The organism is Treponema sp. Marseille-Q4130, from assembly GCF_014334325.1.
Classification (GTDB): Bacteria; Spirochaetota; Spirochaetia; order Treponematales; family Treponemataceae; genus Treponema_D.
Map to the genome: position 1 here is coordinate 21,643 of NZ_JACSET010000016.1, position 22,444 is coordinate 44,086.

Sequence of the window (22,444 nt, forward strand, 5' to 3'; positions counted from 1 at the left end):
AAATGAAAGCACGTGTACTGTATTTATCCGGCGCGATAACAAACAACCCGAACTACAAAATTGATTTTGCAGTCGCATACAAAAAATTAACCGTAGCAGGCTATAAGGTAATATCGCCGCTTGATATTTGCGATGACGGCTGGGACTGGAATAAATGTATGCGGCACTGTATCGAGGTGCTCGTAACAAAATGCGATGCCGTTGCGATTATTCAGTCGTGGTATGTTTCGTTCGGATCGGAGCTTGAAATGCACATTGCGGAAAAACTAGGTATGCCGGTAAAAACGGTTGAAGATTGGATAGAAGACTGGATAAAAGAAGGTAAAGAAAATGGCTGACAGTTTTGTTTTTTACGCTTCATTTGCCGAAGCGATGGACGGTCTCAATAACGAGCAATACGGCGAACTTATGCGGGCGATAAACGAGTATGCTATTTTTGATAAATGGCCGAAATTAACCGGTGTTTTAAAAATAATTTTTACACTTATCAAACCGCAGATTGACGCAAATACAGTTAAGCGCAACAGCTATTTACAAGACGTAGAAAACGGTAAAAAAGGCGGACGTCCCGAACGATTTACGCAAGAAGAAAAATTACAAATTGCTTTAGAAAATCATGACGGAGTGCCGGTCGGTCGTATTGCTGACGAGTATAAATGCTCTATCAGCTTAATTTATAAAGTATTAAATGAAGTCTCCGATGCAGAATTGGGAAATTACATAAACTCTTTACATTTACATAAACCCGTTTGTGTAATTCCACAAACCATAAATGATAATGCAAATGTAAATGCAAATGCAAATGTAAATGAGAATGATTTACCCGAACCCCTTACGGGGGTTTCGGACATTCCCCCCGAAGAGCCGCCAAAAACAAAAATAAATCGCATAACACCGCCGGATAAAGCACTGGAGCTTGCTCATTTGCTTGCCGCTCTACACAAAAACTATGACAGTGCCTATGCGCCGAGTGAAAAGCATATTGCAACATGGGCAATCGACATCGACAAACTCAATCGCATTGATAAACGCTCTTACGACGACATCGAACAAGTTATTCGCTGGGTAAAAACCGACGGTAATTTTTGGTTGCCGAATATCATGAGCGGTGCAAAGCTCCGCGAGAAATTTCCGGTGCTCTATGTGCAGATGATACACCCGCATACGAGTAGGGGCGGCTCACCGCCGAAAAACGGCATGGACGGCGATCAAAGCCAGCAATCAAAGGCGAGCGAAATCGTCAAAAGTTGGAAAACGGGGGTATACGCATGAGCGATCTGAATACACAAATACGCTCAATCGGGTGCGCGATCGACACCGAAATCGCTCGGCTCCAGAAAATCCGCGACGACTTACTCGCAGACCCCGAAGCGGCGAGCGAATGGGACAATCGGGCACGGGAAGTCGAGCGCGAATACTACGCAGTGCTCGCCGAAAGCACGTATAAAAAAATCGTGCCGCCGAAGTTTTACGACATGCCGCGAGAACTGAATACGGCCGGAAGCGAGGCACGGGCGAGGTTTTACCGCGACGCTCTAAATGCGTTTGAGCTTGTAAAAGCGGGGAAGCCCGTGTCGATTTTAATGCTCGGCGAATCGGGGATTGGGAAATCATATCTTGCCTGCTGGATGATACATGAGCTTATACACACGCGGAAACGAGACAGCGCGTATGATTTACCGTCGTACTGGTCTGGCGATTACGTTACCGGCTCGACGCTTTCGGCGCGATATAAAAACGCCGAATCGTTCGGATCACACGAAACCCGCGACAGAATTTCCTACGAGCTTACTCTCGCGGATTTGCTTGTCGTGGACGAAATCGGGCGAAAAAAAACGCAGTGGGAGCAGGACGCGATTTTCGACATTGCCGACAGCCGACAGAAAAGCACGGTATACATCAGCAATCTGTCGCTTGAGGATTTCGCGAATTACGTCGGGGCGGCGGTGCTCGACCGGCTCAATCCGACGAAATGTTTAATAACAACGGTGGGATGTGAGAGTTGGAGAGTGTAGCGGACGAACAGCTTTTATTGCCGTTTGATTTTGAGGAGCCGGAAATTGATTGCGAGCATACCGCATTTTGACGCCCCGCAAGACGATAATGAGCAGTTGCTCGAATATCAGTATCAGTACAAAGTCGAGGGGAAAGAAAATGCGCTCTCAAAGATGTACGAGCTTGGCTATGTGATTTCTCGGCGTTATATCGCCACAGAAGGACAGCAAAATTGGAAAGTCAAGCTATTGAGCCGCGACGACAAGGCGGAAAAGGCGCATAACGCGATAACGTACATCATCGCGCGATACAAGCGTGTATCAACGTTTTTTATTGCAAAAAGTTTTACGGCGTATTTATTTCTGCGAGTGCGGCACGAACTGTATTACACGCGCAAGATAGATAAATTGATAACGTATGTTGATTATTTGTAAGAGGGAAACGAAATGAAAGAATTGCTTAAAGAAGTTGAATTGACAGTAAAAAGCGAGCTAGAGCGGGCGAATAAGGTACACCCGTTGTTTAATTCGCCGCACGAAGCATACGCTGTAATTAAAAAAGAAGCGGAAGAAGCAGAGTACGAATGTGCCCTCATAAAAGATGCCCTTTCTCAATTTTGGTCTTACGTAAAGTGCGATGGTGGCGCACCCGATATGCTTGATTGTTTAGATCAAACAAAAGAAAAAGCGATGAACCTTGCCGCCGAAGCGATACAGGTTGCGGCGATGGCGCAAAAGGCGATCGATAGCATGCAATGAGGCATATATGAAAACGTTTGGTGATACGATTTATGATGCCCGTATGGCAAGTAAAAAATTATTACACGAGGTTGCTCGTAAAATAGGCATATCTGCGATGTATCTATCAGAGCTTGAAACGGGTATAAAATTACCTAAAAAAGGCAAGGTAATTTCTATATTGTCGCAAGAATATAATATTCCTCTAAAAATATTGGAAGATTTATTAAAAAGTGATCGCAAAAAACAAGCCTTTGAAGCAATGAAAATGAGTAAAAAACAAAAAGATTATGATTGTACTCTCGAACTATCACTCTTGGCAATTAAACAAATCGCAGAATTTGCCGGCTTTGAAGTAAACGAAGATAGTTTGGTATCAATATATGATGATATTGATATGACGGATAATGTTACTCTTTATTATAGTAGAAAAGGTTTTAAGTTTGATGATGGCAATATTTATCACTTTATGATACGAGATGAAGCAACTGGATATAACGAAGCTATGCCAATAGGAGAGAGGGCAAAATGAACAATAAAATACAGCTTTACGATTTAAGGATAGATAAGAATGGTTGGTATCAGGCATTCAGTCTCTATAATTCATGGTCAAGTGCAAAAGGCAGTAAGTTATTTGCCGAAGAGCAAGGAAAACGACATCAAGCAGCACTTGAATATCTTTTACGTGGCGATACGGATATTGATATAGTGCAACTAAATCATATTGCAAGAAGATATGAAGAACAACAGGAAGTATATCCAAATCCGTATCGTCCAGAATAATAGTACGATAGAGTAAAACAAAAATGACTATATATGTATGGAGATAACCTGTAAAACAAACGATACTCTGCCCTTGTCGGCATTGACCGAAAAGTTTAAATAAGTCCGATTTTTCCGAAACGGTAGGCTATGGGCAGGAAAAAAAAGAGTTACAAAAAAGCAGATATCCTCGAAGCCATAAAAGGGAGCGGCGGCATTGTAACAACCGTCGCCCTTACCCTTAATTGCGATTGGCATACCGCAAAATCAAATATAGAGCGATACAAAGAAACACGGGAAGCCTTTAGCGGAGAGACAGAGACGGGACTTGACCTCGTAGAGGGCAAGGCATACGCGCAGGCTAAAAACGGCGACGGCTCGATGATACGGTTTATCCTTGCAACAAAAGGGCGCAAGCGCGGGTACGGCGAGAAACCTGTGATAGACGAAAGTGCCGCAGAGGACACCGAATTGAGGATAATTATCGATGACGATAAACAGTAGTAGCATTTTTGCAAAGGTTTATAACAAGGCATTCCGCGCAATCCTCGCGCACGAAAAAGAGCGCTATACTTTTCCCGGCGGGCGCGCGTCGTGTAAGTCGTCATTTATCAGCATTGTCATCGTTATTTTAATCGTGATGTTTCCGTCGTACAACGCGCTTATTGTGCGTAAGACGGCGAAAACCTTACGCCGAAGCGTGTTTGAACAGATTGTCTGGGCGATCCATAAACTCGGTTTACAGGGGCGGTTTAAAATCCCCGCGAGTAAAACGGCGGCGCTCCCGATAACGTATATCCGCAAAAACGGGCGGACGCAGGAAATCATTTTTGCAGGGTGCGACGATCCCGAAAAACTGAAATCGATTAAAGTTGCGAACGGCTATTTTGCGATTTTGTGGATTGAGGAAAAAACGGAATTCGCCGAAGCGGAATTACAGAATATCCGCATATCGGTTTTGCGCGGCGGAGAAACGTTTTATATTTTTGAAAGCTACAACCCGCCGAGTGCGAAGCGGCACTGGTGCAATATCGAAGCACGAACGCGCGATCCGAATCGTATGGTGCTCCATACGACGTATAAAGACATACCGAGCGAATGGCTCGGCGAGGCTATCCTACACGACATAGAGCACACAAAAAAAACGAATAAACGTGCGTATGAAAATATATATCTCGGCAAAGCAACCGGCACGGGATTAAACGTATTTGAAAACGTCGAACTCCGAGAAATCACCGACGACGAAATAAATTGTTTTGATGTAATAAAACACGGCGTCGACTGGGGCTATTACCCCGACCCGTTTCAATACGTTGCGATGTCGTACCGAAACGAAACGCTTTATATCTTCGACGAATTACGGCTTTATAAACACGGGAACTTTGAAGCGTTTTGCGCGTTGAGAGATCACATGAACAAAGTATTTGTAAAGCTCGGCGGGAACCTCGACGACGGCGACCGGATAGCGATTGAGCGTATCACGGCAGACAGCTCGGAGCCGAAAAGCATCGGGGACTTCCGTGCATTCGGCGCGAACCTAAAGGGTGCCGTGAAAGGTATTGGCAGCCCTGCTGTGGGTTTGAAATGGTTACAAGGCTTGAAAAAAATCATCATCGATCCTGACCGCTGCCCGCACGCAGCCGATGAGTTTACCCTCTACGAGTACGAACTCGACAAGCGCACGGGGGACGTTATGACAGGTTATCCCGACGGGCAAGCCGACCACACGATGGACGCGGTACGCTATGCGATGGAAAGCACGTTCCGGCACGCGGGCGAATAAATGACTATATAAAGAGAGGCAAAGATGTTAGCGCAGATAAGGGGATTTTTTATGAATATATTAAACCTTTTCCGCTCGTACACAATCGAGCAGATAACAGGCATCGAAACAAATATCACGGGCGAGATGTACGAGCGCATATCGCTATGGGCGGATATGGTTGCGGGGCGTGCGCCGTGGAACGACAAAGCGCCGCCGTGCGGGATTTTAGACCAGATCGCGGGCAGGCTTAACAACCTTGTAAGTCGCGAAATCGGGCTTGAAGTCGAAAACGAAGCGATAGAGGCGCCGATGTATCACTTAAACGATAACATCGATAAAATCGTTGAATACATCACTCTACTCGGCGGCTGTGTTATCCGGCCGATTTACAGCAACAGTAAATTGCAGTATGAGGCAATCCCACTCGGAAACTACCTGCCTACCCGTTATGACTTCGATGGCACGTTGACTGGTGCTTTAATCATGAAAAACATCATCGACGGCAACAAACGGTATTTGCTCACGGAAGAACACGATTTTGACGGCGCGCACCATACGGTAAAGTGCACACTTTACGCAAACGAGGGCGGCGCATTAAAACTCGTGTCGCTTTCCACGTGTGCGCAGACGGCGAATATAACGCCCGTGTACACATGGCAAAACGTCGAGCAGCCGATGATTATCGAATTTCGCAATCACGCAGTAAATAAAATCGACGGGAGCAACGTACCGGTTGCGCTTATCGCGGGCGTGGAAAATCTTATTAAAGATGCCGACGAACAGTACGAGCGCATGAACTGGGAGCAGAAAGCGGGTGAACCGCGCGTTTTTGCGGATCGCGATATGTTTGCAAAACGTACACTTCGCGACGGGAAGACCGTCGGCGTCCAGATGACAAAAGAACTTAACCGCCTTGTTATGATGATTGACGGCGACGGAAGCGCAGAGGGAAAAAAGATAATCGAGCATACGCCCACGCTCCGAACCGAAGCACAAAACGCGATGTTGCAACAGATATTCCGGCGTATCGAATTAAGCTCGAATATCGGCAAAGGCACAATAAGCGATGCCGAAGCAGTCCAGCAGACGGCGACGCAGTATACCGGCGGACGACAGGAACTCTATGCAATCGTCGATCGTATCGAAGATGAAATCAAAGCTAAATATCAGTTATGCGCAAACGTATTTGCATACATGGCGGCGGCATACGGAATCGGGCAAAACGACGCGACGATAACCGTAACATGGAACGACGACCAGACGCGAAAGGATATGTCGCAAGCGAAGATGTTACGGATAAATGAAATCACTGCAGGAATAGCGGCAAAATGGGAATATCGGCGCGATTTTTACGGCGAGGACGAAGCGACGGCAAAGGCGAACGTTCCACCGCCCGAAGCCGCACCCGATCCGTTTAGTTTTGGAGTGTAAGAAAAACAAACAAGGAGAAATAAAATGATATATGTGAAAAATTACAGAAAGAAACCTGTTGAGGTTAAGGCGATAATAAACGACGGGAGCTATGATTGTTTCCTTGCAATAGCGAACCGCCCTTTTAATGCAGGCTCGGCGGTTACGCAAAACAATGACGGAACTATCGACATAACAACACTAGAGGGCGTTATGAAGGTTGATGTCGGTGATTATGTTATTTGCGGTGTAAGCGGAGAACTCTACCCTTGCAAGCCCGATATTTTCAAAAAAACATATGATGAAGCATAAACAATGGCAAGATTAAACAAGCAAAGAAAAGAAATCACTAGAAATGACAGAGCCGTATTGAACGGCTTACGCTATGCTTTGAATAACACGCCGCTTAGAAAGCGTATTGTAATCGCATGGCGAATTGTGCGGGGCAAGTGGTAGATGCTCTCTCCCCGCTATCTTGAAGGTGCCGCTGACACGCTCGTCGAAATCTATTCACAACTCGAAACAGACATCTTACGCGACATGGCGCGGCGCATTGCGAAGCTGGGTAGAGTTACCGACGCGACCGATTATCAATCGCGTATACTCGCCGAAGCGGGCGGATTAAAACAAAACATTGCAAAAATATTAAAAGGCTACGACAAAAAAATTATTAAAGCCGTACAGGAAACGTATACCGAAGCGCTTAAAAAAAACACGGTGAACGACAACCGAATATTCAAAGCGGCAACAGGGCGCACGGTAAGCGACCAGAGCGCGCAACAGACGCTTGCAACCGTGCAGAACGCGCATAGTAATTTATCACGTCTGACACGTACAACAGCCGCGACAAGTCAACAGCAATTCGTCCGGCAGGCAAATCGCGTTTTTATGGAAGTGCAATCGGGCGCGTTTGATTATGAGAGCGCGACAAGGCACGCCGTAAACGATATGGCTGAACGTGGAATAACGACCGTGCAGTATCAGAACGGAAAGCCCGTAACGCGCACGATAGAGGCTGCCGTGCGTATGAATGTTTTAACCGGCATAAATAATACAGCGGCGACGGTAACGATGAGCAACTGCGAAGATTTAGGCTGCGATTTAGTCGAAGTGTCGGCACATATCGGAGCGAGAAATCGAGACGGACCGAACGCATGGAGCAATCACGAAACATGGCAAGGGAAGATATATAAATTACACGGTAGCACGGACGAATACCCGAACTTTTACGATACGTGCGGCTACGGAGAAGCGGACGGGATATGCGGCATAAACTGCAGACACTCGTTTTATCCGTATTTTGAGGGCGCCGAAGCCCGCTATAGCAAAGACGAACTTGACGACATGAGCGACAAAGAAGTCGAGTATAACGGGCAAAAGATGAGCCAATACGAGGCGGAGCAACGGCAGCGCGGCATTGAACGGAATATCCGAAAGTACAAACGCCTTGCCGAATCTGAAAAAGCGGCAAACCTCGACAACACACGTGCGCGGCAGAAAATCGGCGAATGGCAGGCACGGGCACGCGATTTTACAAAACAAACGGGACTACAGCGTGAATATACGCGGGAATACGTGGGAACGGCAAGCGGTAAGCAGCCGAGCGCCGTAAAGCCGTTGACAAAACCGGCAGCGGGAGCCATGCAGAAACAAGAGAAAGTAAAAATTGTCTATGCGAAAATGCAACAAAAAGAATACGACGATGCAGTAGCGAATTGTCAAAAGAATTTGACTGAAAAACAAATAAAACAAATATGGTCTCATAACTATAGTAGAGGCGGATATGTAAGCACTGCAAACGGTCGAAATATAAATAGAATTTTACGCAAAATAGGTATAGAAAGCCTAAATGCTGACGATAAAGAGACGGTAAAAATTTTACGCGAAGCAATAAGTAAAAACACATTAAAAAAAGACACAATACTTATCCGCAATGTTCAACCTGACTGGATTGAAGGGGCATTCGGAATAAAAGGAAAAAATCATCTTTTTGATTTTGAAGCAGACATAAAACCGAATGCAGATGTAAAAAAACAGATTGAAAGTATATTAAAGGGAAAGACAATTACAGAAAATCAATTTCTTTCTTGCAGTGTTAACGAGGATAAAAACTTTTTTAACGCTTTTGGGGTTAGGCTTGAAATTCATGCATCCAAAGGAACAAATTGCTATTTTCCTGACAATAAAGAAGAATCCGAATGTATCCTTGACATTGGGCAAAGGTTGAATATACTGGATGTAGCAGTAACAGATAAAAGAGTTAACGTAGTATGCGAAATAATAACCGGAGGTAAAAGATGAATGTTAAAGACATCAGCCGACTTATAAAAGAAAAAAAATACAATGAGTTTTGCGACGCACTGCAAAAAATATCCCCAAGAGTTAGAAGTTATATTGAAGGAGCGGATGGGGCTTTTCAAGACGAACTAGAGGCAAATGTTTCCGCTGAACAGTTTCAAAAATGGAGATACTTTCTTAGTATTGACGCAGAAAACGAATACGTAATGAAACACAATAACAACTTATACAAACTTTCCGAAGAAGAAAAAAGACAGGCGTGTTTGATATAAATACTAAACTTGCCGAGTAAAAAAGCACACCTTACGACTAAAACACTAAAGAATAGACAAGGAGTACAGGAAATGAGGGAATACGAGGAATGGAAGAACACTCCCGCACGTTTCGGCACTCTTTGATTTTCCGATGACTTCATGGATATAAAGCGGGAAGCGATAACGCTTTTTTGCGCCGAATTCAAAGAGCGCCCGAGGCGGATTATAACGCGCATAATCGTGGGCAAACCCGATACCGATACAATATCGGTATGTAATGCCCTATGGGATACGGGGTGTACGGATACTTGCATATCGCAGGCTATAGCGGACGAATTGAATTTAGAGGAGTACGGCAAAAAAACGATGTCCGATATGACCGCAGATCGCCTATGCACGTTCTACATTGCGGATATAAGGGCAAAAAACAAGCGGTGTTATTTCAGTGAGGAGCGGTGCGGCGGTATTGATTTTGACGGCGCCGACTATGAGGCAATAATCGGAATGGACGTAATCAGTGCGGGCAGTTTCTCGCTGAAATACGACGGGAAGAAATGGATTTTTACATTTTCAGTATGTCCTCAAAAAGAAAACGAAAAAAGCCTTTTCAAAATCCTTATGCGTTAACAAGACACCCCGCCGGAGGCGCGAGGATTGCCATAGCGCGGTTTTATAATAATTATTGAGAAAGTATAGCCCTGCGTAATTGCGGGGCTTTTTTTATTGTCTCATCGCTAAAAACCGAGAAAATCAGAAAACAAAAATGACTATATACATGAGGGATTATGACGGGGACACAGATTTTTTTAGGCATTGTAGGCTTCATCGGCTTTTCCGGCATCGTCACCGTCGTAAAGGTGATTATCGATTATGCCAATGTACGGAGTACGCAAGTGCAGTACAGAAAAGAGCTCGACGACATTCGGCAAGACATTAAAGACTTCCGCTTGTATCGGCTCGCGATGACTGAAACGATTGCGGAGCTTACTACGTCAATCAAAATGATGAGTAATAATATCGACAAGCAGTTTGAAAAACTCGAAAAGAAAATCGACGAAATGAGGAAACATCGCGCATGAACATCACGGATATGCTTTTGACACCGAACGAATACAGCCGCCCGAAAACTCCGATACGGCGCGTTATGGCGATCGTCATGCACTGGACGGCGAACCCGAACGTGTCGGCGCTGAACAATCGAAATTATTTCGAGGCAAAGAAAACGGGTATGGGCGGCTACGGCTCGGCGCATTACATCATCGGACTTGAGGGCGAAATAATCCGTTGCATTCCCGAAAACGAAATCGCGTACCACTGCGGCTCGAATAAACTCGATCCCGTAAGCGGCAGAACGTACACCGACGAAGCACGAAAGCGTTTCGGATATTATGCGCTTCGTCCTGCCGTAACCTCGCCGAACTATGTAACGCTCGGCGTTGAATTATGCCCGATAGATGATGCGGGACATTTTAGCGATGCGACAATAATTTCGGCGATCGAACTATGCGCAAGATTAATAAAGCGCCACAAACTCACGACGGATGACATCACGACGCATCATAACATTGTCGGCTGGAAAAACTGCCCGAAGCTCTGGACGGATCATCCCGATTTATTTGAAGCGTTTAAGGCGAGCGTCGCGGACTATATGGCAAGGGGGAACGTATGACAACACCGGCGGAAACGAAACCGAATAAATTAAAATCGGTGAAATTCTGGGTAACGATCTGGGCTGTCGGTATGGTGAGTTACATCGTTATCGGAAACCGAACGGAGTTTACGCTTATTGCGCAATGGCTCTGCGCTGTGCCGCTTGCGTATCTCGGCGTAAATGTGTGGCAAAAACAGATTTACAGCAAGGCGGACGAAAAATGACGGTGGCGGTAATCGGTATAGCGGCTGCCGTCGTCATGGCGGCTTTTGCAGGGAGTGCATTTTACCTCGTGCACATCGAACGGCGCGCGAGGAAAAACATTGAGCGGAAAAATGCGGAGATACTGGAACATGAACGAGAAATGGCAAATAGCATCGCGGATGCAAACGCGAAAAAAGAAGAATTGCAAAGCGGCAATAGTCGCGATGATTTTAGCGCCGGTATTGACCTGCTGCACAAGTACGCGAAAAACAAGCGGTAGCGTCCCGTATGTAACGGTGCCGGACCCGATACAAAAGGACGGAACAAGTGCGGTTGTTCTGGACGCGGAAGCGGACACCGTATCAATGCCGATGTGGTACTGGCGGAAGATTGTTAATTACATCATCGACACGCAGACGGCATTAAAAATCGCCGGAGCGGAAAAACAAAAATGACTATATATGTGGAGGTAATTATGAAAAACAAAATTATTGGATTTTTCGGAATATTGCTTTTTGCGACGGCTATCGTAGTTGCAAAATTTGTCAGTGTTCCGATTGCTACAGCGATCGAAATCGCTCTTGCCGCATTCGGCCTTACTGCGGTTATTGTATCGACCGTAAGAACCGCGAAAGCGAAAAACAAATTTTCGTGGAAAACGGTTGTCGTTATCGCGCTTGCGGTAATCGGCGGGGTTTTGTGTTGTATCGGCGGATTGTCGCAAAATATTTTTGAGACGGTTTCGGGCGCGATACTTGCGGCACTGACGGTAATTTTCGGTATTTTATTTGATAAAAAACCGGATGCAGCAAACAGTAAAACTTAACGCAGCGGCGACGTTGCGTCGACGGTCGTGCGCACTTGCACCCGCGCGGCCGTCGTTTTTTGAAAATCGGAATGACTATCTATATGCGGAGCGCGACGCGTAAAACGGGCGCTACTCTATCGGCGGGCAACGCCGTTAAATATGCGTAAAGGGGAAACAATGAAACGGGAATTTTTGGAAGGCTTAAAACTCGAGGCGGACGTGATTGATAAAATCATGGCAGAAAACGGCAAGGACGTAAACCGCGAAAAGGCGAAGTTTGCGGACTATGACGAGTTGAAAGCGCAGCTCGAAGCGGCGAACAAGACGCTTGACGGTTTTAAGGATTATGAGGCGGTAAAAGCCGACGTCGAAAAGTACAAGGCGGAAAGCGAGCGCATCAAAAAAGAAGCGGACGATAAAATCGCCGCGCTTGAGCGAAGCTCAAAAGTCAAGGATTTTTTGAGCGGGAAAAAGTTTGTAAACGATTTGACGCGCGAAGCGCTCGCGTCGGAGCTTGCAAAACAGCTTGAAAGCGATGCCGCGAAAGGAAAGTCGCTCGACGAACTTTTTGAAGCGCTGACGAAAGACAAAGAAAACATTTTCGCCGACGACAAAAAACCTACGCCACCGGTGGTTGCCCCTATGGGCGGCACGCCGAACGGCAAAGACGACGGGAAAGCGGCGGCACGCGCTGTTATGGGTTTACCGCCCGAAAAATAATGCGCACATAACGCGCAAGGGAGATTTTTTAATATGGCAAGAGCAAATACTATCGCGCTGTTTAAACAGTATATCGACCTCATCGATGAGGTGTACAAGGTCGAATCGAAAAGCGCGATTTTGGAATCCAATGCGGCGCTTGTGAAAAACGGCGCGAACGCGGGTGAGTTTATCATCCCGAAAATCGACATGGACGGGCTCGGTGATTATTCGCGGAGCGACGGTTACAAAACCGGCAAGGTTGATTTGACGAACGAAACCGTCAAATGCGACTTCGATCGCGGCCGTGTGTTTACCGTTGACGCGATGGACAACGAAGAAACGGCGGGTGTTGCATTCGGCCGTCTTGCAAGCGAGTTTATGCGGACGAAAGTCGTGCCGGAACTCGACGCGTTCCGTTTTGCAAAGTATGCGGGGAAAGCCGGAAAGAAAGTTGCCGCAGCGCTTGCGGACGGCGGGGCTGTCATGGCGGCAATCGGGGCGGCGATCACGTATATGGACGATGCGGAAGTGCCGGAAGAAGGGCGCTATTTGTTTATCACCCCCGCGCACCTTAATGCGATAAAGTCGCTCGACACGACAAAGAGCCGTGAATTACTTGCAACGCTCGAAGGGCGCATCGTGAAAATTCCGCAGGCACGTTTTTACTCGGCGATCGACCAACTGGACGGAGCTACAAGCGGCGAGGAAGCGGGCGGCTACAAAAAGAACACGACCGCGAAAGATTTGAACTTTATGATGGTTCATAAATCCGCGCTTATCCAGTTTTCGAAGCACACGGTAACGAAGATCGTTACGCCGGAAGAAAATCAGAAGTCCGACGGCTGGCTGTTCTTTTACCGCTCGTACGGCATCGCCGAAGTGCTCGCGAACAAGACCAACGGCATTTACGTGCATACGGCCGCGTAAACAACGCAGGGCGCGAAAACGCCCTGCACTTCTAATGGGGGAAGCATGAGAACTATTGGAATCGTCGAGGACGAAAAAGCAAAACCGAAAGACGGTGAGAAAAAGCCCAAAAACGGCGGTGAAAAACCGAAAGACGCGGACAAAAAGTAAAAGGGGCGCGCCGTGTTTGAGAACGTCACTTATACCTTTTATTCCGATACGCTCGGGCGATCCGATGTGCCGACGGAAGCCGATTTTAATAAATACGCTCTTGAAAATAAGCTGTTTGTTAAGCGGCTTTTAGGCGACGGTCTTATCGTCGAGCGCGAAGAACGCGGGGTTGACAGCGCCGTTTGTATGATGATTGAGGTCGATTACAAGGCGGCGCAAATTGCAACGGGCGAAGCGCTTCCCGCATCGTCGGAAAGTATCGGAAGTTTCAGCCATAGCGAAAACACGAAGGCATACGATACGCAAGTTGAATTAAACGCGAAAAGCGTTGAACAGCAAAAATATCGCGTGCTTTCTCTGTTTTGCGACATAACGGCAGGTAGGTTATGAGTAAACCTATCCCGTTAAAATTACTTGTACACACGGTAACGGTGCGGCGAAATCTCGGCATTGACGAGGACAGAAATGTTATCTGGTCGGCGCCGGATACGGTTGCACCCGTGCGGTGTGAGCCGGTAAAAGCGGAAGCGCTTGCGGGAAACGGTGTGCAAAGCGACGATAAGCTCACGCTGTTCGTCGATTGTACCCACTCGACGTTCATCCCCGAAAAAGGCATGCAAGTTGAATTCTTGGGCACGTCGTATATCGTACGGCAGGCGACGCCCTATTTTGCGGACACGGCGAACGTACACCATTATGAGGCGGCACTCGTATGAGTAAAAAGGTGTTTGAACTTGCGGCAAAGCTCGATTTTGATACGGCGAAAATCATGCAAAAAATTAATAAAAACGCATCCGCCGCACAAAAACGACTTGACGCCGCAGTCCTCGCCGACAGTAACAAATATTGCCCTATGCAGACAGGAACGCTCCAAAAAAGCGCGATTATTGCTACCGTCATCGGAAGCGGTGTGCTTTCGTGGGTTACGCCGTATGCGCGTAAGCAATACTACGACTATCCCGATAAACGCCATAACCGCAACCCGAACGCAACGGGCAAATGGTTTGAAACGGCAAAAGCACGGCACATAAAAAAATGGGAGCGTATCGCAAATGAAGGGTATCGCGAAGCTGGTAAATGAGTATCTGAAAAAGAAACTCGACTTAACGATTTACAACGACGTATTTGCTGACGATAAGGCGGGAGCGACGGACATCATCTGTCGTTACGATCCGAGTGAAGCTGCAGAACGGCGGTTTATCGACGGAACGCGGCGCGTTGAGGAACAGCTGTCGTTTTATTGCCGAAGCCCGAATGCAACAAAAGCGCGCGATACGCTCGATGATATTATTAAAACGCTGGACAATCATCATATTTTGCGAATTGACGACGACAGGCTGGTTTGCCAGTGCGAAGCGGTAACGTTGCCGCAATTTGTAGATATGAGCGACAGCGGAAAAACGACGTACACGTGTACGGTAAAAATTATTTACAGGGAGTAAATCTATGGCGGAAACATTGGAAGCTGGCGGCGAGCTTAAAAAATATCACGTCGCATTATTTGTAGCCGAAGCGGGAACCGGCGCGCCCACGTGGACACAGGTTTGCAAATCGACCGATAACACCATCACGCTCAACGCGCAGACGGCCGAGCGCGATTTTATCGTCGATCATGCGCCGACGACCATCATCGAGCGCTACTCGCCCTCGTTGAGCGAGCCGCTCACGCTCGTAAAAGGGGAAAGCGATTATGACTTTTTCTGGAAAAAGTTTTACGAGCTTCCCGTCGGCGCAAAGGCGAAAGGTCGAATGCTCATCGTGTTTTACAATGATGAGGACACGGCGGGCGGCACGTCGAAATTCAAGGCATGGTCGTGCAACGTGCTTTTTACGTTCGACAACCTCAACCCCGTTGACGGCACCCTCACGGTGAACATCAATATCAATGGAACGATTACCAAAGGCACCTGCGAGGTTGCAGGAACCGTTCCGACGTTTACCGAAGCATGAGCCTTTTGACGAAACTCAATCTGCCGGATAGCGTTTGTGTGTCCGGCAGATTTTACAAAATCAAAACAGGGCATACGTACTGGTTTCGTTTTGCTGAAATCATCGACGACGAAGATGCGACGCTCGACGACTTCGATTTTTTATTTGAAAACGAAATACTGGAAGATAAAAAAGAAGCGTTTAATGCCTTACTCGGTTTTTACTGGGAGAAAAAAGAAATCCCGCGCGCAACGGGCGAAGCGACGAGCGAGCGGATCATCGACTACAGCATTGATGCAGATTTAATCTATGCAGCTATTATGCAGTGCTACGGGATCGATTTATGCGCGGGCGAGGTGCACTGGCATAAAGTACGCGCGCTTATTGCGGGGCTTACGGGGACGAAGTTTAACGAGATTATGAGCTACCGTTGTTCGAAGCCCGGCAAAGATAAAACGATGGCGAAGCTGAAACGTATCTGGGCATTGCCCATAAAGGAAAGCGCGGAAAACAGAGCGGCACGGGAACGGTTTAATAAATTGCTGGAAGTGAAATCAGAGTAGTCCGCGTTTTTTAAGAGAACGGGACAAGAGACGGAAAAAGAGGTAAACCGGCACGCCACCGATGAGAGCGCCGCCTGCAGCACAAATGACGAGAAAGGTTATTGCAAGGAATACGTCCATAACAAGTACCTCGTCTATAGTATCAACATAAAACGCGGAAAAGTCAAGGAGTTTTTATGAGCGATGGACGCCTAGATATAGATACTAGAATTAACACTCAAAATCTCGATAAAGACGTAAAATCCGTTGATGCAAAACTAAAGGGATTATCAAAATCAGGTAGCACAAGTCTTGGCGGACTTGTCGGTTCTTTTGCCGCTGTTGCAACGGCAGCCGGTACAGTTGCAGGGACAGTGGCTCTTGTCAATAAGGGTATAAAAGCTGTTTCAGCAGCCTATATAGAACAGACGAAAGCAGAAAAACAGCTTGAAATCGCCGCGCGAAATAATCCATATTTGAACGATGCAAACGTTTCCGCACTTCGAAATTATGCGTCCGAAATCCAGTCGCTTACGGTTTACAGTGAGGGCGAGCTCTTGCCGATGATGGCGCAGTTATCGGCGAGTGGGCGTACGCAACAGCAGATCATGGATATTATGGGTGCGGCTGTCGACATCGCTGCGTCCGGCACAATGGATTTAAACAGCGCCGTCTCATCTCTTAATGCGACTTATAACGGTATGGTGGGGACGCTCGGCCGGCAAAACGGTGCGATAAAAAACCTCACCGAAGAACAGCTGAAAAACGGCGAGGCTGTAAAAATCGTTGCTGAACAGTATAAGGGTATGGCGTCCGAAGTTGCAAAAACGACGGGTGCGGGCACGCAATTAAAAAACGCATTTGACGATTTGAAGAGCGTACTCGGAAAACCGTTTGTTGAAGCGATGACGCCGATAGCCAATTTTTTTACCGACCTTATCAACGGATGGGTCGATGCAAAAAAGAAAAAAGATGAATACTACGGCGCAAAGGAAGCGGAGAAATCCGACAAAACAACGCTTGATCAAGATAAGCTCTTACTACAAGAGGAGCAGAAAAAATTTAAGAGTATTGACGAGCAGTTAAGGCATTCCGATAAAAAAGCGCGAGAGGCGCTTACGAAATATAACTCGATGAGTAAGAGCGGCGTATTCGGCGAATTCTCCGCAGACGTACAGGCCGCAAAACGGGAGCTTGATGAATGGAACAAAAACACCGGTAAGCTCGCCGAACAATGGCAGGCCTCGAAATCGCGAATTGAACAGCTGACGGCGAAAGTACAAAAACGGGCGCAGTCGGAAAGCGACGAAGCCGCGAGAGCAAGGGCAGCAGAGGATGCAAAAAAGGCAGCCGAAGCGAGGGCGGCGATTGAAAAAGGAAACAACGACAAAGCCGAAGCCGCACTGAAAACATATCGTGAAACTATCGCGGCGAAAGAGCAGGAATTAAAACTCCGCAAAGAACTCGGCGAAAACATAACAGAGGAGCAGGAAAACGAGGAAATGCTCCAAACGCGGATCGCCGCGTATATCAAATTGATACAAGACGCGCAAGGGACGATAACGGGGGATGCCGAACGCGAGCGTATCGAGCGCGAAAAAATACTTGAGCTTACAGAAAAAACGACAAGCGCGCAAAAAGAAGCGGAAGCCGAAGATGCGAAAAAAGCGCTACTGAAAGACCTTGACGACGCACTCGATGGTGATAAAAAATTGAAGCAGTCGGAAATTATGGCGAAACAAATATCCGACCTTGAAATCGAATATGAAAAGCTCACCGCTGAAAAGAAAGCGGAAATCAATGAAGAATATACGCAAAAAGTAAAAGAATTATCCGAGAAACGAAAGGAACTAATCGCCGAAGAAAAAGCGGCTGACGAGCGGGCGACGCTTGAATCGGTCGAAAAGAAGATCGAAATCATAACCTCGTTTGCCTCGCAGTATACGAGTATTTTGGCGACCATCTCCGACCTTGTAACACAGCAGGCAAAAAACGAAGCGACGGTAAAACAGGCGGAAGTCGAAAAGCAATATCAGCAAGGAATTATCAGCGAAGAAGAATACACAAAACGAAAAAGCGAAATCGAAAAAGAAGCGGCCGAAAAGACATATCGTATACAGATGTGGCAATGGACGGGAAGCATTGCGCAGGCAACGGCAAACACCGCGCAAGCTATGGTATCAACCCTTGCACAGGAAGCGGGACCGGCGGCATTAAAAATCGCAATGGCGGCGATGGTTGCCGCCGCAGGCGGGGCGCAGCTTGCAACGATTATTGCAAATAAACCGATCCCTCCGAGTAATTTTGCAACCGGCGGTATTGTCGGCGGTACGAGTTATACCGGCGATCGCGTTACGGCGAATGTAAACTCCGGCGAGATGATTTTAAACCGAATGCAGCAGCGGCATTTATTCGACAGCATAAACTCGAATCAACTCGGCACGAAGCCGCAGATGAACGTAAAAATATTTAATTCCGCCTCGAACGAAGTATCGGCACGGCCGGAGATGACCGAAGACGGAATGCGGATCATGATACGAAAAATCGTAAGCGACGACATCGGAAGCGGACGCATGAATAAAAGCCTTATTGCCGCGCAATCATCGTTCGGCGGTACGCGATATACAAATTAGGGGGATATATGGTTTTGTGGCCTGCAGGGGTAAATAAATCAGCCTACGGTATGAATACGGGCGTAAAAGAAAATATCAAAATGACGGAGTTTGAAAGCGGAAAAGCGCGTTCGTTTTTATTAAATTCTGCGCCGAAACATACATTTTCATTCAATATCGATTTTTGGTCGGACGAGGAAGAACGCGCATTTTGGACGTGGTATGACCACGTGTTGCTTTCGGGAAGTGAATCGTTTTTGTTTCCCGATTTGTTTACGCATACGGGAAACACGGAGTATATCATGACCGATACTCCGTCCGTTTCGGGGCAGATGCCGAAAACCGTATCGATCACCGTGAGGGAAGTATGAACGCAAGTTTTGAAAAGCTCGCCCAGCAGCACGGGCGGTATTCGCTCCCGTATCTTATTAAATTACACGACGAGAAAAATACAATTATTATGCGATTTGTAAACGACGTAAAAAGCGTAACATTTAACGGCGACGTGTACACGGCGGGAACATTTAGTTACAAACCGAATGCAAGCGAACAGGGATTTACCGGCGGCGGGACGCTTGAAATAAGCGTACAGGGAAACACTGTTATCGATTTAATCGAAACTTATCGCGAAGTACGTCTTGAGGTTGTCGGCTGTATTATGCAGGACGGAAACATAGCGGAGCTGAAATCGTTTCGTCATCATTACGGGAAAGTTAAAACCGATAGGGCAACGGCGAAGTTTACATTTGAAAAAGATGACCGCTTATCGATGACATTCCCCGCGCTTATCTGGAGCGCATTTAATAATCGGGGGAACTCGTGAAGTGGGACGACCTGTTGACCGTGCCGTATAAAGCGAACGGACGCGATATGTCTGGCATGGATTGTTACGGACTTGTATTGGAATGCTGCAGAAGGGCTGGAACGCCGCTCCGCGACGTGCGCTACGAGGGCACGGAGATTTCCGCCGATACGCTTAGTTTTTACACGCGAAAAGTAAACGTTCGCCCGATAGAGCGCGCGGAAGCGGGCGCGGTTATCGAATGCGAATATGAAGGGAATTTGCATATCGGTTTTTTGATTGATACAAAAACCGTTTTACACATGACATACGAGGGGATGCGCGTATCGCCGCTCTTGGCGTTTCGGCACGTACGATTTTATGAGGTGATAAAAAATGAAAGCGCTTGTGTATAAAAACTTATCCGATGCGTTTGATGTTGTCGATGTCCCAGTCGGAAAGTCGATCAATCATATTATCGAAATCGATCGCGAGCATACCGTCGTTATCGTAAACGGAAAAACACAACCCGCCGATTATATTGTGCAGGAAAACGATGTGATTATTATCCGTACCGTGCCGGCTGCTTTTTCAACGGCGGCTTTCATCACGGCGATCGTCGTAGGCGTCATTGCAATCGGAGCGGGCGTATACGCAGGGGTAAAAGCGTATCAGGCGCGAGAGGCGGCAAAACGCGCCGAAGAAGAAATCGAAAAAATGAAAAACCGCGCGAAAGACGGCATCATAAATCTGCCGTATATTCGCGGTGCATCAAACACCGTCGCGACGGGTAAAACCGAACCGTATATCATCGGGGAACATTTATTCACGCCTTATATTTTAAACTCCGGCGGTAAATATCGCGGGTATTCGGTTATCGACGGCGAGAACGGGAAAAATCAATATTATGTCCTTGTTCTCGAGGGCGGTTTTAATAAACAGGTTCTACGCCGCCTTGCAAGCGACGATGTTACGCTTAAAACGTGGAGCGGCGATACACCGCAAGAGGGTGTATATCAATTCGACGCAGGCGTATTTTATGACGCGGGATCGATCATCGAAATTGCGCAAGATGGAAAGCCTTTCGACATTTCCGAATTTAATAAAAAAGTCGTACAGCAAACGCTGAACGACAATCTTCGAAAAAAAGATGATGAACAGTACGAGGATTTGATTTATACGCTCGAACGTCATTCGATGGCAGCCGACGTGTGCATTTTATTTAACGGGCTTTTGGCGTATGACGATAAAGGCAATAAAACAGAGCGCGCGGTCGTTGTAGCACCGTCATACTCGCTCGACGGCGGGAAAACATGGACGCAGTTTTATTTTAATCAAAACGGCGCTCATCAAAATGTATTTATTTATAAAACGCTTAATCAACTGCGTTTTAACGCGCATATTGATTTTGATTTTAATAAAGTAAAAAATCTCAATCAGCCGATTATGATAAAGCTCTCGTGTACAACGCCGAAGTATAAGGGCTCCGCATACGATCAGTGTTATGTGCAATGGGTGCAGTCGACAATCTACAACCCCGACGAATCGAAAACGGGTTTTGTGCCGGAGAAAATCATCGGGGAGACCGAAGCGAAGCTCTCGACGACTATCGGCTTAAAAATAAAATCGACGACAAGCAATCAAGATAAACTCAAAAAAATAAACGTCATAACAAGCGGCGTCGCCCGTACGTGGAACGGTGTACAATGGAGCGCGGAGAAAACGCCGACGCGAAATCCCGCCGCATGGCTTTTGGAAGTGCTTACCTCTCCGACACATACGCCCTCGCAGTGCGACGACAGCGAAATCGACCTCGCATCGTTCGGCGCGCTCTATGAATTTTGCAAACGCGAAAAGCTCACCTGCGATATGGTACTTACGGACGGCGAGCCGAAAGAAAACGTATTGCAGAAAATCTGCCAAACGTGCTACGCGACGCTGTATCAGGATATTTACGGGAAAATATCGGTCGTATCGGACAGCAAAAAAGAAAACGCGATCGCCGTTTTGAACGAGCAAAACCTCATATCGTTTTCATACGAAAAAGACCTCGCACGGCGTACCGACGGGATAAAAATAAAGTACATCAGCCGCGCAGCGGACTACGCCGAAGACACGTGCCTTGTCATGCGTAAAGGCTCGGTACGGAACAGCGAGAGTATCTTACGCGATATGAACGTAACAGGTATTACCGAGTACGCGCAGATTGTAAAATATGCGCGCTACGTTATGGCGTGCGACGAACTGCGCCCGAAAACGGCAACCGCGTGCGTCGGTAAAGAGGGGATATTTTTTACCCCGCTTGCGAAGGTGCTCGTGCAACACCCCTCGCTTAAAATAGGGCTCGGAAGTGCGCAAATAAAAACGGTTATAACAGAGGGCGCGAATATTACGGGTCTTCGCTTATACGAACCCGTAACGCTCGATACTGCGCACGATTTTAACGTGATTATCCAGTGTATCACAAGCGACTATTGCGCGCCGCTTGCCCGCGCGATAAATCGTTACAACGGACGCACAAAAGAGATCGAGTTTAAAGAGCCTATCCCTCTTACAAGTCCGATACAGCCGCACGCAGGTGATATTTTATCCTATGGCTATCAAACGGAAACCGTTACAAGCCCGATGCTTATTACGGGCATACAGCCCGATGACGACGGCTATACGCTCACGCTCGTCGATTATAACGAGGCGATTTATGACGCGGGCGATATCCCAAACTACACGCCAAACATCTCGCAGTCGGGCGAGGGCGCGACAGGCACGATCCCCGCGCAGACGGTAACGCCTGAAGATTTGGCGCGCGTACAGCGCACCATCATAAGCCCGTCGTTTTATGTACTCGACGTATCGCCCGAAATACAAAGCGTGCCGTGCAAAGCCGACGGAACATTGTTTGACAACACGGCGACGGTTG

Annotated in this window: 33 protein-coding genes; 32 read left to right on the forward strand and 1 reads right to left on the reverse strand. The window is 47.2% G+C overall.

Annotated elements, in window-relative coordinates; translation table 11 throughout:
* Positions 1-2: 2 nt before the first annotated feature.
* The 27 genes from H9I36_RS12540 (at position 3) to H9I36_RS12670 (ending at position 16,155) form a co-directional block, all read left to right on the forward strand.
* Entirely contained in the window at positions 3-338 is a 336-nt protein-coding gene (locus H9I36_RS12540) for a DUF4406 domain-containing protein (protein ID WP_187385680.1), read from the forward strand.
* The gene (locus tag H9I36_RS12545) at positions 331-1,272 is read left to right on the forward strand and encodes a DUF6291 domain-containing protein (protein WP_187385681.1); all 942 of its coding nucleotides are present in this window, start codon (positions 331-333) and stop codon (positions 1,270-1,272) included. Before H9I36_RS12540 ends, H9I36_RS12545 begins: the two co-directional genes overlap by 8 nt.
* Positions 1,269-2,015 (forward strand): ATP-binding protein, encoded by a 747-nt coding sequence (locus tag H9I36_RS12550; RefSeq protein ID WP_187385682.1) that lies wholly within the window; start codon positions 1,269-1,271, stop codon positions 2,013-2,015. The genes H9I36_RS12545 and H9I36_RS12550 overlap by 4 nt, the downstream gene beginning before the upstream one ends.
* A gap of 426 nt (positions 2,016-2,441) precedes the next feature.
* Positions 2,442-2,753, forward strand: coding sequence for a hypothetical protein (locus H9I36_RS12555; RefSeq protein WP_187385683.1), 312 nt, complete (start codon positions 2,442-2,444; stop codon positions 2,751-2,753).
* Between the two features lie 7 nt (positions 2,754-2,760).
* Positions 2,761-3,264, forward strand: a complete 504-nt coding sequence (locus H9I36_RS12560) for a helix-turn-helix domain-containing protein (protein WP_187385684.1) — start codon at positions 2,761-2,763, stop codon at positions 3,262-3,264.
* The gene (locus H9I36_RS12565; RefSeq protein WP_187385685.1) at positions 3,261-3,515 is read left to right on the forward strand and encodes a hypothetical protein; all 255 of its coding nucleotides are present in this window, start codon (positions 3,261-3,263) and stop codon (positions 3,513-3,515) included. Before H9I36_RS12560 ends, H9I36_RS12565 begins: the two co-directional genes overlap by 4 nt.
* Before the next feature lie 129 nt (positions 3,516-3,644).
* On the forward strand, positions 3,645-3,998 hold the full coding sequence (locus tag H9I36_RS12570; RefSeq protein ID WP_187385686.1) for a hypothetical protein: 354 nt from the start codon (positions 3,645-3,647) through the stop codon (positions 3,996-3,998).
* Positions 3,982-5,277, forward strand: a complete 1,296-nt coding sequence (locus H9I36_RS12575; RefSeq protein ID WP_187385687.1) for a PBSX family phage terminase large subunit — start codon at positions 3,982-3,984, stop codon at positions 5,275-5,277. The genes H9I36_RS12570 and H9I36_RS12575 overlap by 17 nt, the downstream gene beginning before the upstream one ends.
* A gap of 51 nt (positions 5,278-5,328) precedes the next feature.
* Positions 5,329-6,690 (forward strand): phage portal protein, encoded by a 1,362-nt coding sequence (locus H9I36_RS12580; RefSeq protein ID WP_255422755.1) that lies wholly within the window; start codon positions 5,329-5,331, stop codon positions 6,688-6,690.
* 24 nt (positions 6,691-6,714) lie between these two features.
* Entirely contained in the window at positions 6,715-6,981 is a 267-nt protein-coding gene (locus H9I36_RS12585; RefSeq protein WP_187385689.1) for a hypothetical protein, read from the forward strand.
* A 144-nt stretch (positions 6,982-7,125) separates the two neighbouring features.
* Positions 7,126-8,970 (forward strand): phage minor capsid protein, encoded by a 1,845-nt coding sequence (locus tag H9I36_RS12590; RefSeq protein WP_187385690.1) that lies wholly within the window; start codon positions 7,126-7,128, stop codon positions 8,968-8,970.
* Positions 8,967-9,239 carry a hypothetical protein gene (locus H9I36_RS12595; RefSeq protein WP_187385691.1) on the forward strand — a complete coding sequence of 91 codons (273 nt, stop codon included), beginning with the start codon at positions 8,967-8,969 and terminating at the stop codon, positions 9,237-9,239. Before H9I36_RS12590 ends, H9I36_RS12595 begins: the two co-directional genes overlap by 4 nt.
* Positions 9,240-9,587: 348 nt before the next feature.
* Positions 9,588-9,848, forward strand: a complete 261-nt coding sequence (locus H9I36_RS12600) for a hypothetical protein (RefSeq protein WP_222864704.1) — start codon at positions 9,588-9,590, stop codon at positions 9,846-9,848.
* 158 nt (positions 9,849-10,006) lie between these two features.
* Positions 10,007-10,300, forward strand: a complete 294-nt coding sequence (locus tag H9I36_RS12605; protein WP_187385693.1) for a hypothetical protein — start codon at positions 10,007-10,009, stop codon at positions 10,298-10,300.
* The gene (locus H9I36_RS12610; protein WP_187385694.1) at positions 10,297-10,890 is read left to right on the forward strand and encodes a peptidoglycan recognition protein family protein; all 594 of its coding nucleotides are present in this window, start codon (positions 10,297-10,299) and stop codon (positions 10,888-10,890) included. The genes H9I36_RS12605 and H9I36_RS12610 overlap by 4 nt, the downstream gene beginning before the upstream one ends.
* Positions 10,887-11,096, forward strand: coding sequence for a hypothetical protein (locus tag H9I36_RS12615; protein ID WP_187385695.1), 210 nt, complete (start codon positions 10,887-10,889; stop codon positions 11,094-11,096). The genes H9I36_RS12610 and H9I36_RS12615 overlap by 4 nt, the downstream gene beginning before the upstream one ends.
* Positions 11,093-11,356 carry a hypothetical protein gene (locus tag H9I36_RS12620; protein WP_187385696.1) on the forward strand — a complete coding sequence of 88 codons (264 nt, stop codon included), beginning with the start codon at positions 11,093-11,095 and terminating at the stop codon, positions 11,354-11,356. Before H9I36_RS12615 ends, H9I36_RS12620 begins: the two co-directional genes overlap by 4 nt.
* 16 nt (positions 11,357-11,372) lie before the next feature.
* Complete coding sequence (locus H9I36_RS12625) at positions 11,373-11,531, forward strand: hypothetical protein (protein WP_187385697.1); 159 nt, start codon at positions 11,373-11,375, stop codon at positions 11,529-11,531.
* A 20-nt stretch (positions 11,532-11,551) separates the two neighbouring features.
* On the forward strand, positions 11,552-11,902 hold the full coding sequence (locus H9I36_RS12630) for a hypothetical protein (RefSeq protein ID WP_187385698.1): 351 nt from the start codon (positions 11,552-11,554) through the stop codon (positions 11,900-11,902).
* Positions 11,903-12,061: 159 nt separating this feature from the next.
* Positions 12,062-12,604, forward strand: a complete 543-nt coding sequence (locus tag H9I36_RS12635) for a phage scaffolding protein (protein WP_187385699.1) — start codon at positions 12,062-12,064, stop codon at positions 12,602-12,604.
* A 33-nt stretch (positions 12,605-12,637) separates the two neighbouring features.
* Positions 12,638-13,513, forward strand: a complete 876-nt coding sequence (locus H9I36_RS12640; RefSeq protein WP_187385700.1) for a hypothetical protein — start codon at positions 12,638-12,640, stop codon at positions 13,511-13,513.
* A 162-nt stretch (positions 13,514-13,675) separates the two neighbouring features.
* The gene (locus H9I36_RS12645; RefSeq protein ID WP_187385701.1) at positions 13,676-14,053 is read left to right on the forward strand and encodes a hypothetical protein; all 378 of its coding nucleotides are present in this window, start codon (positions 13,676-13,678) and stop codon (positions 14,051-14,053) included.
* Positions 14,050-14,379, forward strand: coding sequence for a putative minor capsid protein (locus tag H9I36_RS12650; RefSeq protein ID WP_187385702.1), 330 nt, complete (start codon positions 14,050-14,052; stop codon positions 14,377-14,379). The genes H9I36_RS12645 and H9I36_RS12650 overlap by 4 nt, the downstream gene beginning before the upstream one ends.
* Positions 14,376-14,744, forward strand: a complete 369-nt coding sequence (locus H9I36_RS12655) for a minor capsid protein (protein ID WP_187385703.1) — start codon at positions 14,376-14,378, stop codon at positions 14,742-14,744. Before H9I36_RS12650 ends, H9I36_RS12655 begins: the two co-directional genes overlap by 4 nt.
* Positions 14,716-15,105, forward strand: a complete 390-nt coding sequence (locus H9I36_RS12660; RefSeq protein ID WP_187385704.1) for a phage tail terminator protein — start codon at positions 14,716-14,718, stop codon at positions 15,103-15,105. Before H9I36_RS12655 ends, H9I36_RS12660 begins: the two co-directional genes overlap by 29 nt.
* Positions 15,106-15,109: 4 nt before the next feature.
* Positions 15,110-15,613, forward strand: coding sequence for a hypothetical protein (locus H9I36_RS12665; protein WP_187385705.1), 504 nt, complete (start codon positions 15,110-15,112; stop codon positions 15,611-15,613).
* Positions 15,610-16,155, forward strand: a complete 546-nt coding sequence (locus H9I36_RS12670) for a Gp15 family bacteriophage protein (protein ID WP_255422756.1) — start codon at positions 15,610-15,612, stop codon at positions 16,153-16,155. Before H9I36_RS12665 ends, H9I36_RS12670 begins: the two co-directional genes overlap by 4 nt.
* On the opposite strand, the gene H9I36_RS12990 is transcribed toward H9I36_RS12670, so the two are convergent.
* Positions 16,147-16,275, reverse strand: coding sequence for a hypothetical protein (locus tag H9I36_RS12990; RefSeq protein WP_255422757.1), 129 nt, complete (start codon positions 16,273-16,275; stop codon positions 16,147-16,149). The two genes, H9I36_RS12670 and H9I36_RS12990, sit on opposite strands and share 9 nt — an antisense overlap.
* Positions 16,276-16,331: 56 nt before the next feature.
* Here H9I36_RS12990 and H9I36_RS12675 point away from each other — a divergent pair, with 56 nt between their 5' ends.
* The 5 genes from H9I36_RS12675 to H9I36_RS12695 all read left to right on the forward strand — a co-directional run.
* Complete coding sequence (locus H9I36_RS12675; protein ID WP_187385707.1) at positions 16,332-18,767, forward strand: coiled-coil domain-containing protein; 2,436 nt, start codon at positions 16,332-16,334, stop codon at positions 18,765-18,767.
* Positions 18,768-18,775: 8 nt separating this feature from the next.
* Complete coding sequence (locus H9I36_RS12680; protein ID WP_187385708.1) at positions 18,776-19,117, forward strand: hypothetical protein; 342 nt, start codon at positions 18,776-18,778, stop codon at positions 19,115-19,117.
* Positions 19,114-19,569 (forward strand): hypothetical protein, encoded by a 456-nt coding sequence (locus H9I36_RS12685; RefSeq protein WP_187385709.1) that lies wholly within the window; start codon positions 19,114-19,116, stop codon positions 19,567-19,569. The genes H9I36_RS12680 and H9I36_RS12685 overlap by 4 nt, the downstream gene beginning before the upstream one ends.
* Positions 19,566-19,943, forward strand: a complete 378-nt coding sequence (locus H9I36_RS12690; RefSeq protein WP_187385710.1) for an NlpC/P60 family protein — start codon at positions 19,566-19,568, stop codon at positions 19,941-19,943. Before H9I36_RS12685 ends, H9I36_RS12690 begins: the two co-directional genes overlap by 4 nt.
* A partial coding sequence (locus tag H9I36_RS12695; RefSeq protein WP_486389541.1) for a phage tail protein occupies positions 19,924-22,444 on the forward strand: 2,521 nt, incomplete at its 3' end. The genes H9I36_RS12690 and H9I36_RS12695, both read left to right, overlap by 20 nt.

Bases quoted from the DNA above. Each gene is read 5' to 3' on its own strand.
- H9I36_RS12600 (WP_222864704.1), top strand. From the start codon at position 9,588: ATGTCCGATATGACCGCAGATCGCCTATGCACGTTCTACATTGCGGAT.
- H9I36_RS12605 (WP_187385693.1), top strand. From the start codon at position 10,007: ATGACGGGGACACAGATTTTTTTAGGCATTGTAGGCTTCATCGGCTTT.
- H9I36_RS12580 (WP_255422755.1), top strand. From the start codon at position 5,329: ATGAATATATTAAACCTTTTCCGCTCGTACACAATCGAGCAGATAACA.
- H9I36_RS12585 (WP_187385689.1), top strand. From the start codon at position 6,715: ATGATATATGTGAAAAATTACAGAAAGAAACCTGTTGAGGTTAAGGCG.
- H9I36_RS12620 (WP_187385696.1), top strand. From the start codon at position 11,093: ATGACGGTGGCGGTAATCGGTATAGCGGCTGCCGTCGTCATGGCGGCT.
- H9I36_RS12590 (WP_187385690.1), top strand. From the start codon at position 7,126: ATGCTCTCTCCCCGCTATCTTGAAGGTGCCGCTGACACGCTCGTCGAA.
- H9I36_RS12665 (WP_187385705.1), top strand. From the start codon at position 15,110: ATGGCGGAAACATTGGAAGCTGGCGGCGAGCTTAAAAAATATCACGTC.
- H9I36_RS12560 (WP_187385684.1), top strand. From the start codon at position 2,761: ATGAAAACGTTTGGTGATACGATTTATGATGCCCGTATGGCAAGTAAA.
- H9I36_RS12555 (WP_187385683.1), top strand. From the start codon at position 2,442: ATGAAAGAATTGCTTAAAGAAGTTGAATTGACAGTAAAAAGCGAGCTA.
- H9I36_RS12610 (WP_187385694.1), top strand. From the start codon at position 10,297: ATGAACATCACGGATATGCTTTTGACACCGAACGAATACAGCCGCCCG.
- H9I36_RS12595 (WP_187385691.1), top strand. From the start codon at position 8,967: ATGAATGTTAAAGACATCAGCCGACTTATAAAAGAAAAAAAATACAAT.
- H9I36_RS12685 (WP_187385709.1), top strand. From the start codon at position 19,114: ATGAACGCAAGTTTTGAAAAGCTCGCCCAGCAGCACGGGCGGTATTCG.
- H9I36_RS12565 (WP_187385685.1), top strand. From the start codon at position 3,261: ATGAACAATAAAATACAGCTTTACGATTTAAGGATAGATAAGAATGGT.
- H9I36_RS12675 (WP_187385707.1), top strand. From the start codon at position 16,332: ATGAGCGATGGACGCCTAGATATAGATACTAGAATTAACACTCAAAAT.
- H9I36_RS12550 (WP_187385682.1), top strand. From the start codon at position 1,269: ATGAGCGATCTGAATACACAAATACGCTCAATCGGGTGCGCGATCGAC.
- H9I36_RS12540 (WP_187385680.1), top strand. From the start codon at position 3: ATGAAAGCACGTGTACTGTATTTATCCGGCGCGATAACAAACAACCCG.
- H9I36_RS12545 (WP_187385681.1), top strand. From the start codon at position 331: ATGGCTGACAGTTTTGTTTTTTACGCTTCATTTGCCGAAGCGATGGAC.
- H9I36_RS12990 (WP_255422757.1), bottom strand. From the start codon at position 16,275: ATGGACGTATTCCTTGCAATAACCTTTCTCGTCATTTGTGCTGCAGGC.
- H9I36_RS12575 (WP_187385687.1), top strand. From the start codon at position 3,982: ATGACGATAAACAGTAGTAGCATTTTTGCAAAGGTTTATAACAAGGCA.
- H9I36_RS12650 (WP_187385702.1), top strand. From the start codon at position 14,050: ATGAGTAAACCTATCCCGTTAAAATTACTTGTACACACGGTAACGGTG.
- H9I36_RS12680 (WP_187385708.1), top strand. From the start codon at position 18,776: ATGGTTTTGTGGCCTGCAGGGGTAAATAAATCAGCCTACGGTATGAAT.
- H9I36_RS12640 (WP_187385700.1), top strand. From the start codon at position 12,638: ATGGCAAGAGCAAATACTATCGCGCTGTTTAAACAGTATATCGACCTC.
- H9I36_RS12630 (WP_187385698.1), top strand. From the start codon at position 11,552: ATGAAAAACAAAATTATTGGATTTTTCGGAATATTGCTTTTTGCGACG.
- H9I36_RS12570 (WP_187385686.1), top strand. From the start codon at position 3,645: ATGGGCAGGAAAAAAAAGAGTTACAAAAAAGCAGATATCCTCGAAGCC.
- H9I36_RS12660 (WP_187385704.1), top strand. From the start codon at position 14,716: ATGAAGGGTATCGCGAAGCTGGTAAATGAGTATCTGAAAAAGAAACTC.
- H9I36_RS12670 (WP_255422756.1), top strand. From the start codon at position 15,610: ATGAGCCTTTTGACGAAACTCAATCTGCCGGATAGCGTTTGTGTGTCC.
- H9I36_RS12655 (WP_187385703.1), top strand. From the start codon at position 14,376: ATGAGTAAAAAGGTGTTTGAACTTGCGGCAAAGCTCGATTTTGATACG.
- H9I36_RS12615 (WP_187385695.1), top strand. From the start codon at position 10,887: ATGACAACACCGGCGGAAACGAAACCGAATAAATTAAAATCGGTGAAA.
- H9I36_RS12635 (WP_187385699.1), top strand. From the start codon at position 12,062: ATGAAACGGGAATTTTTGGAAGGCTTAAAACTCGAGGCGGACGTGATT.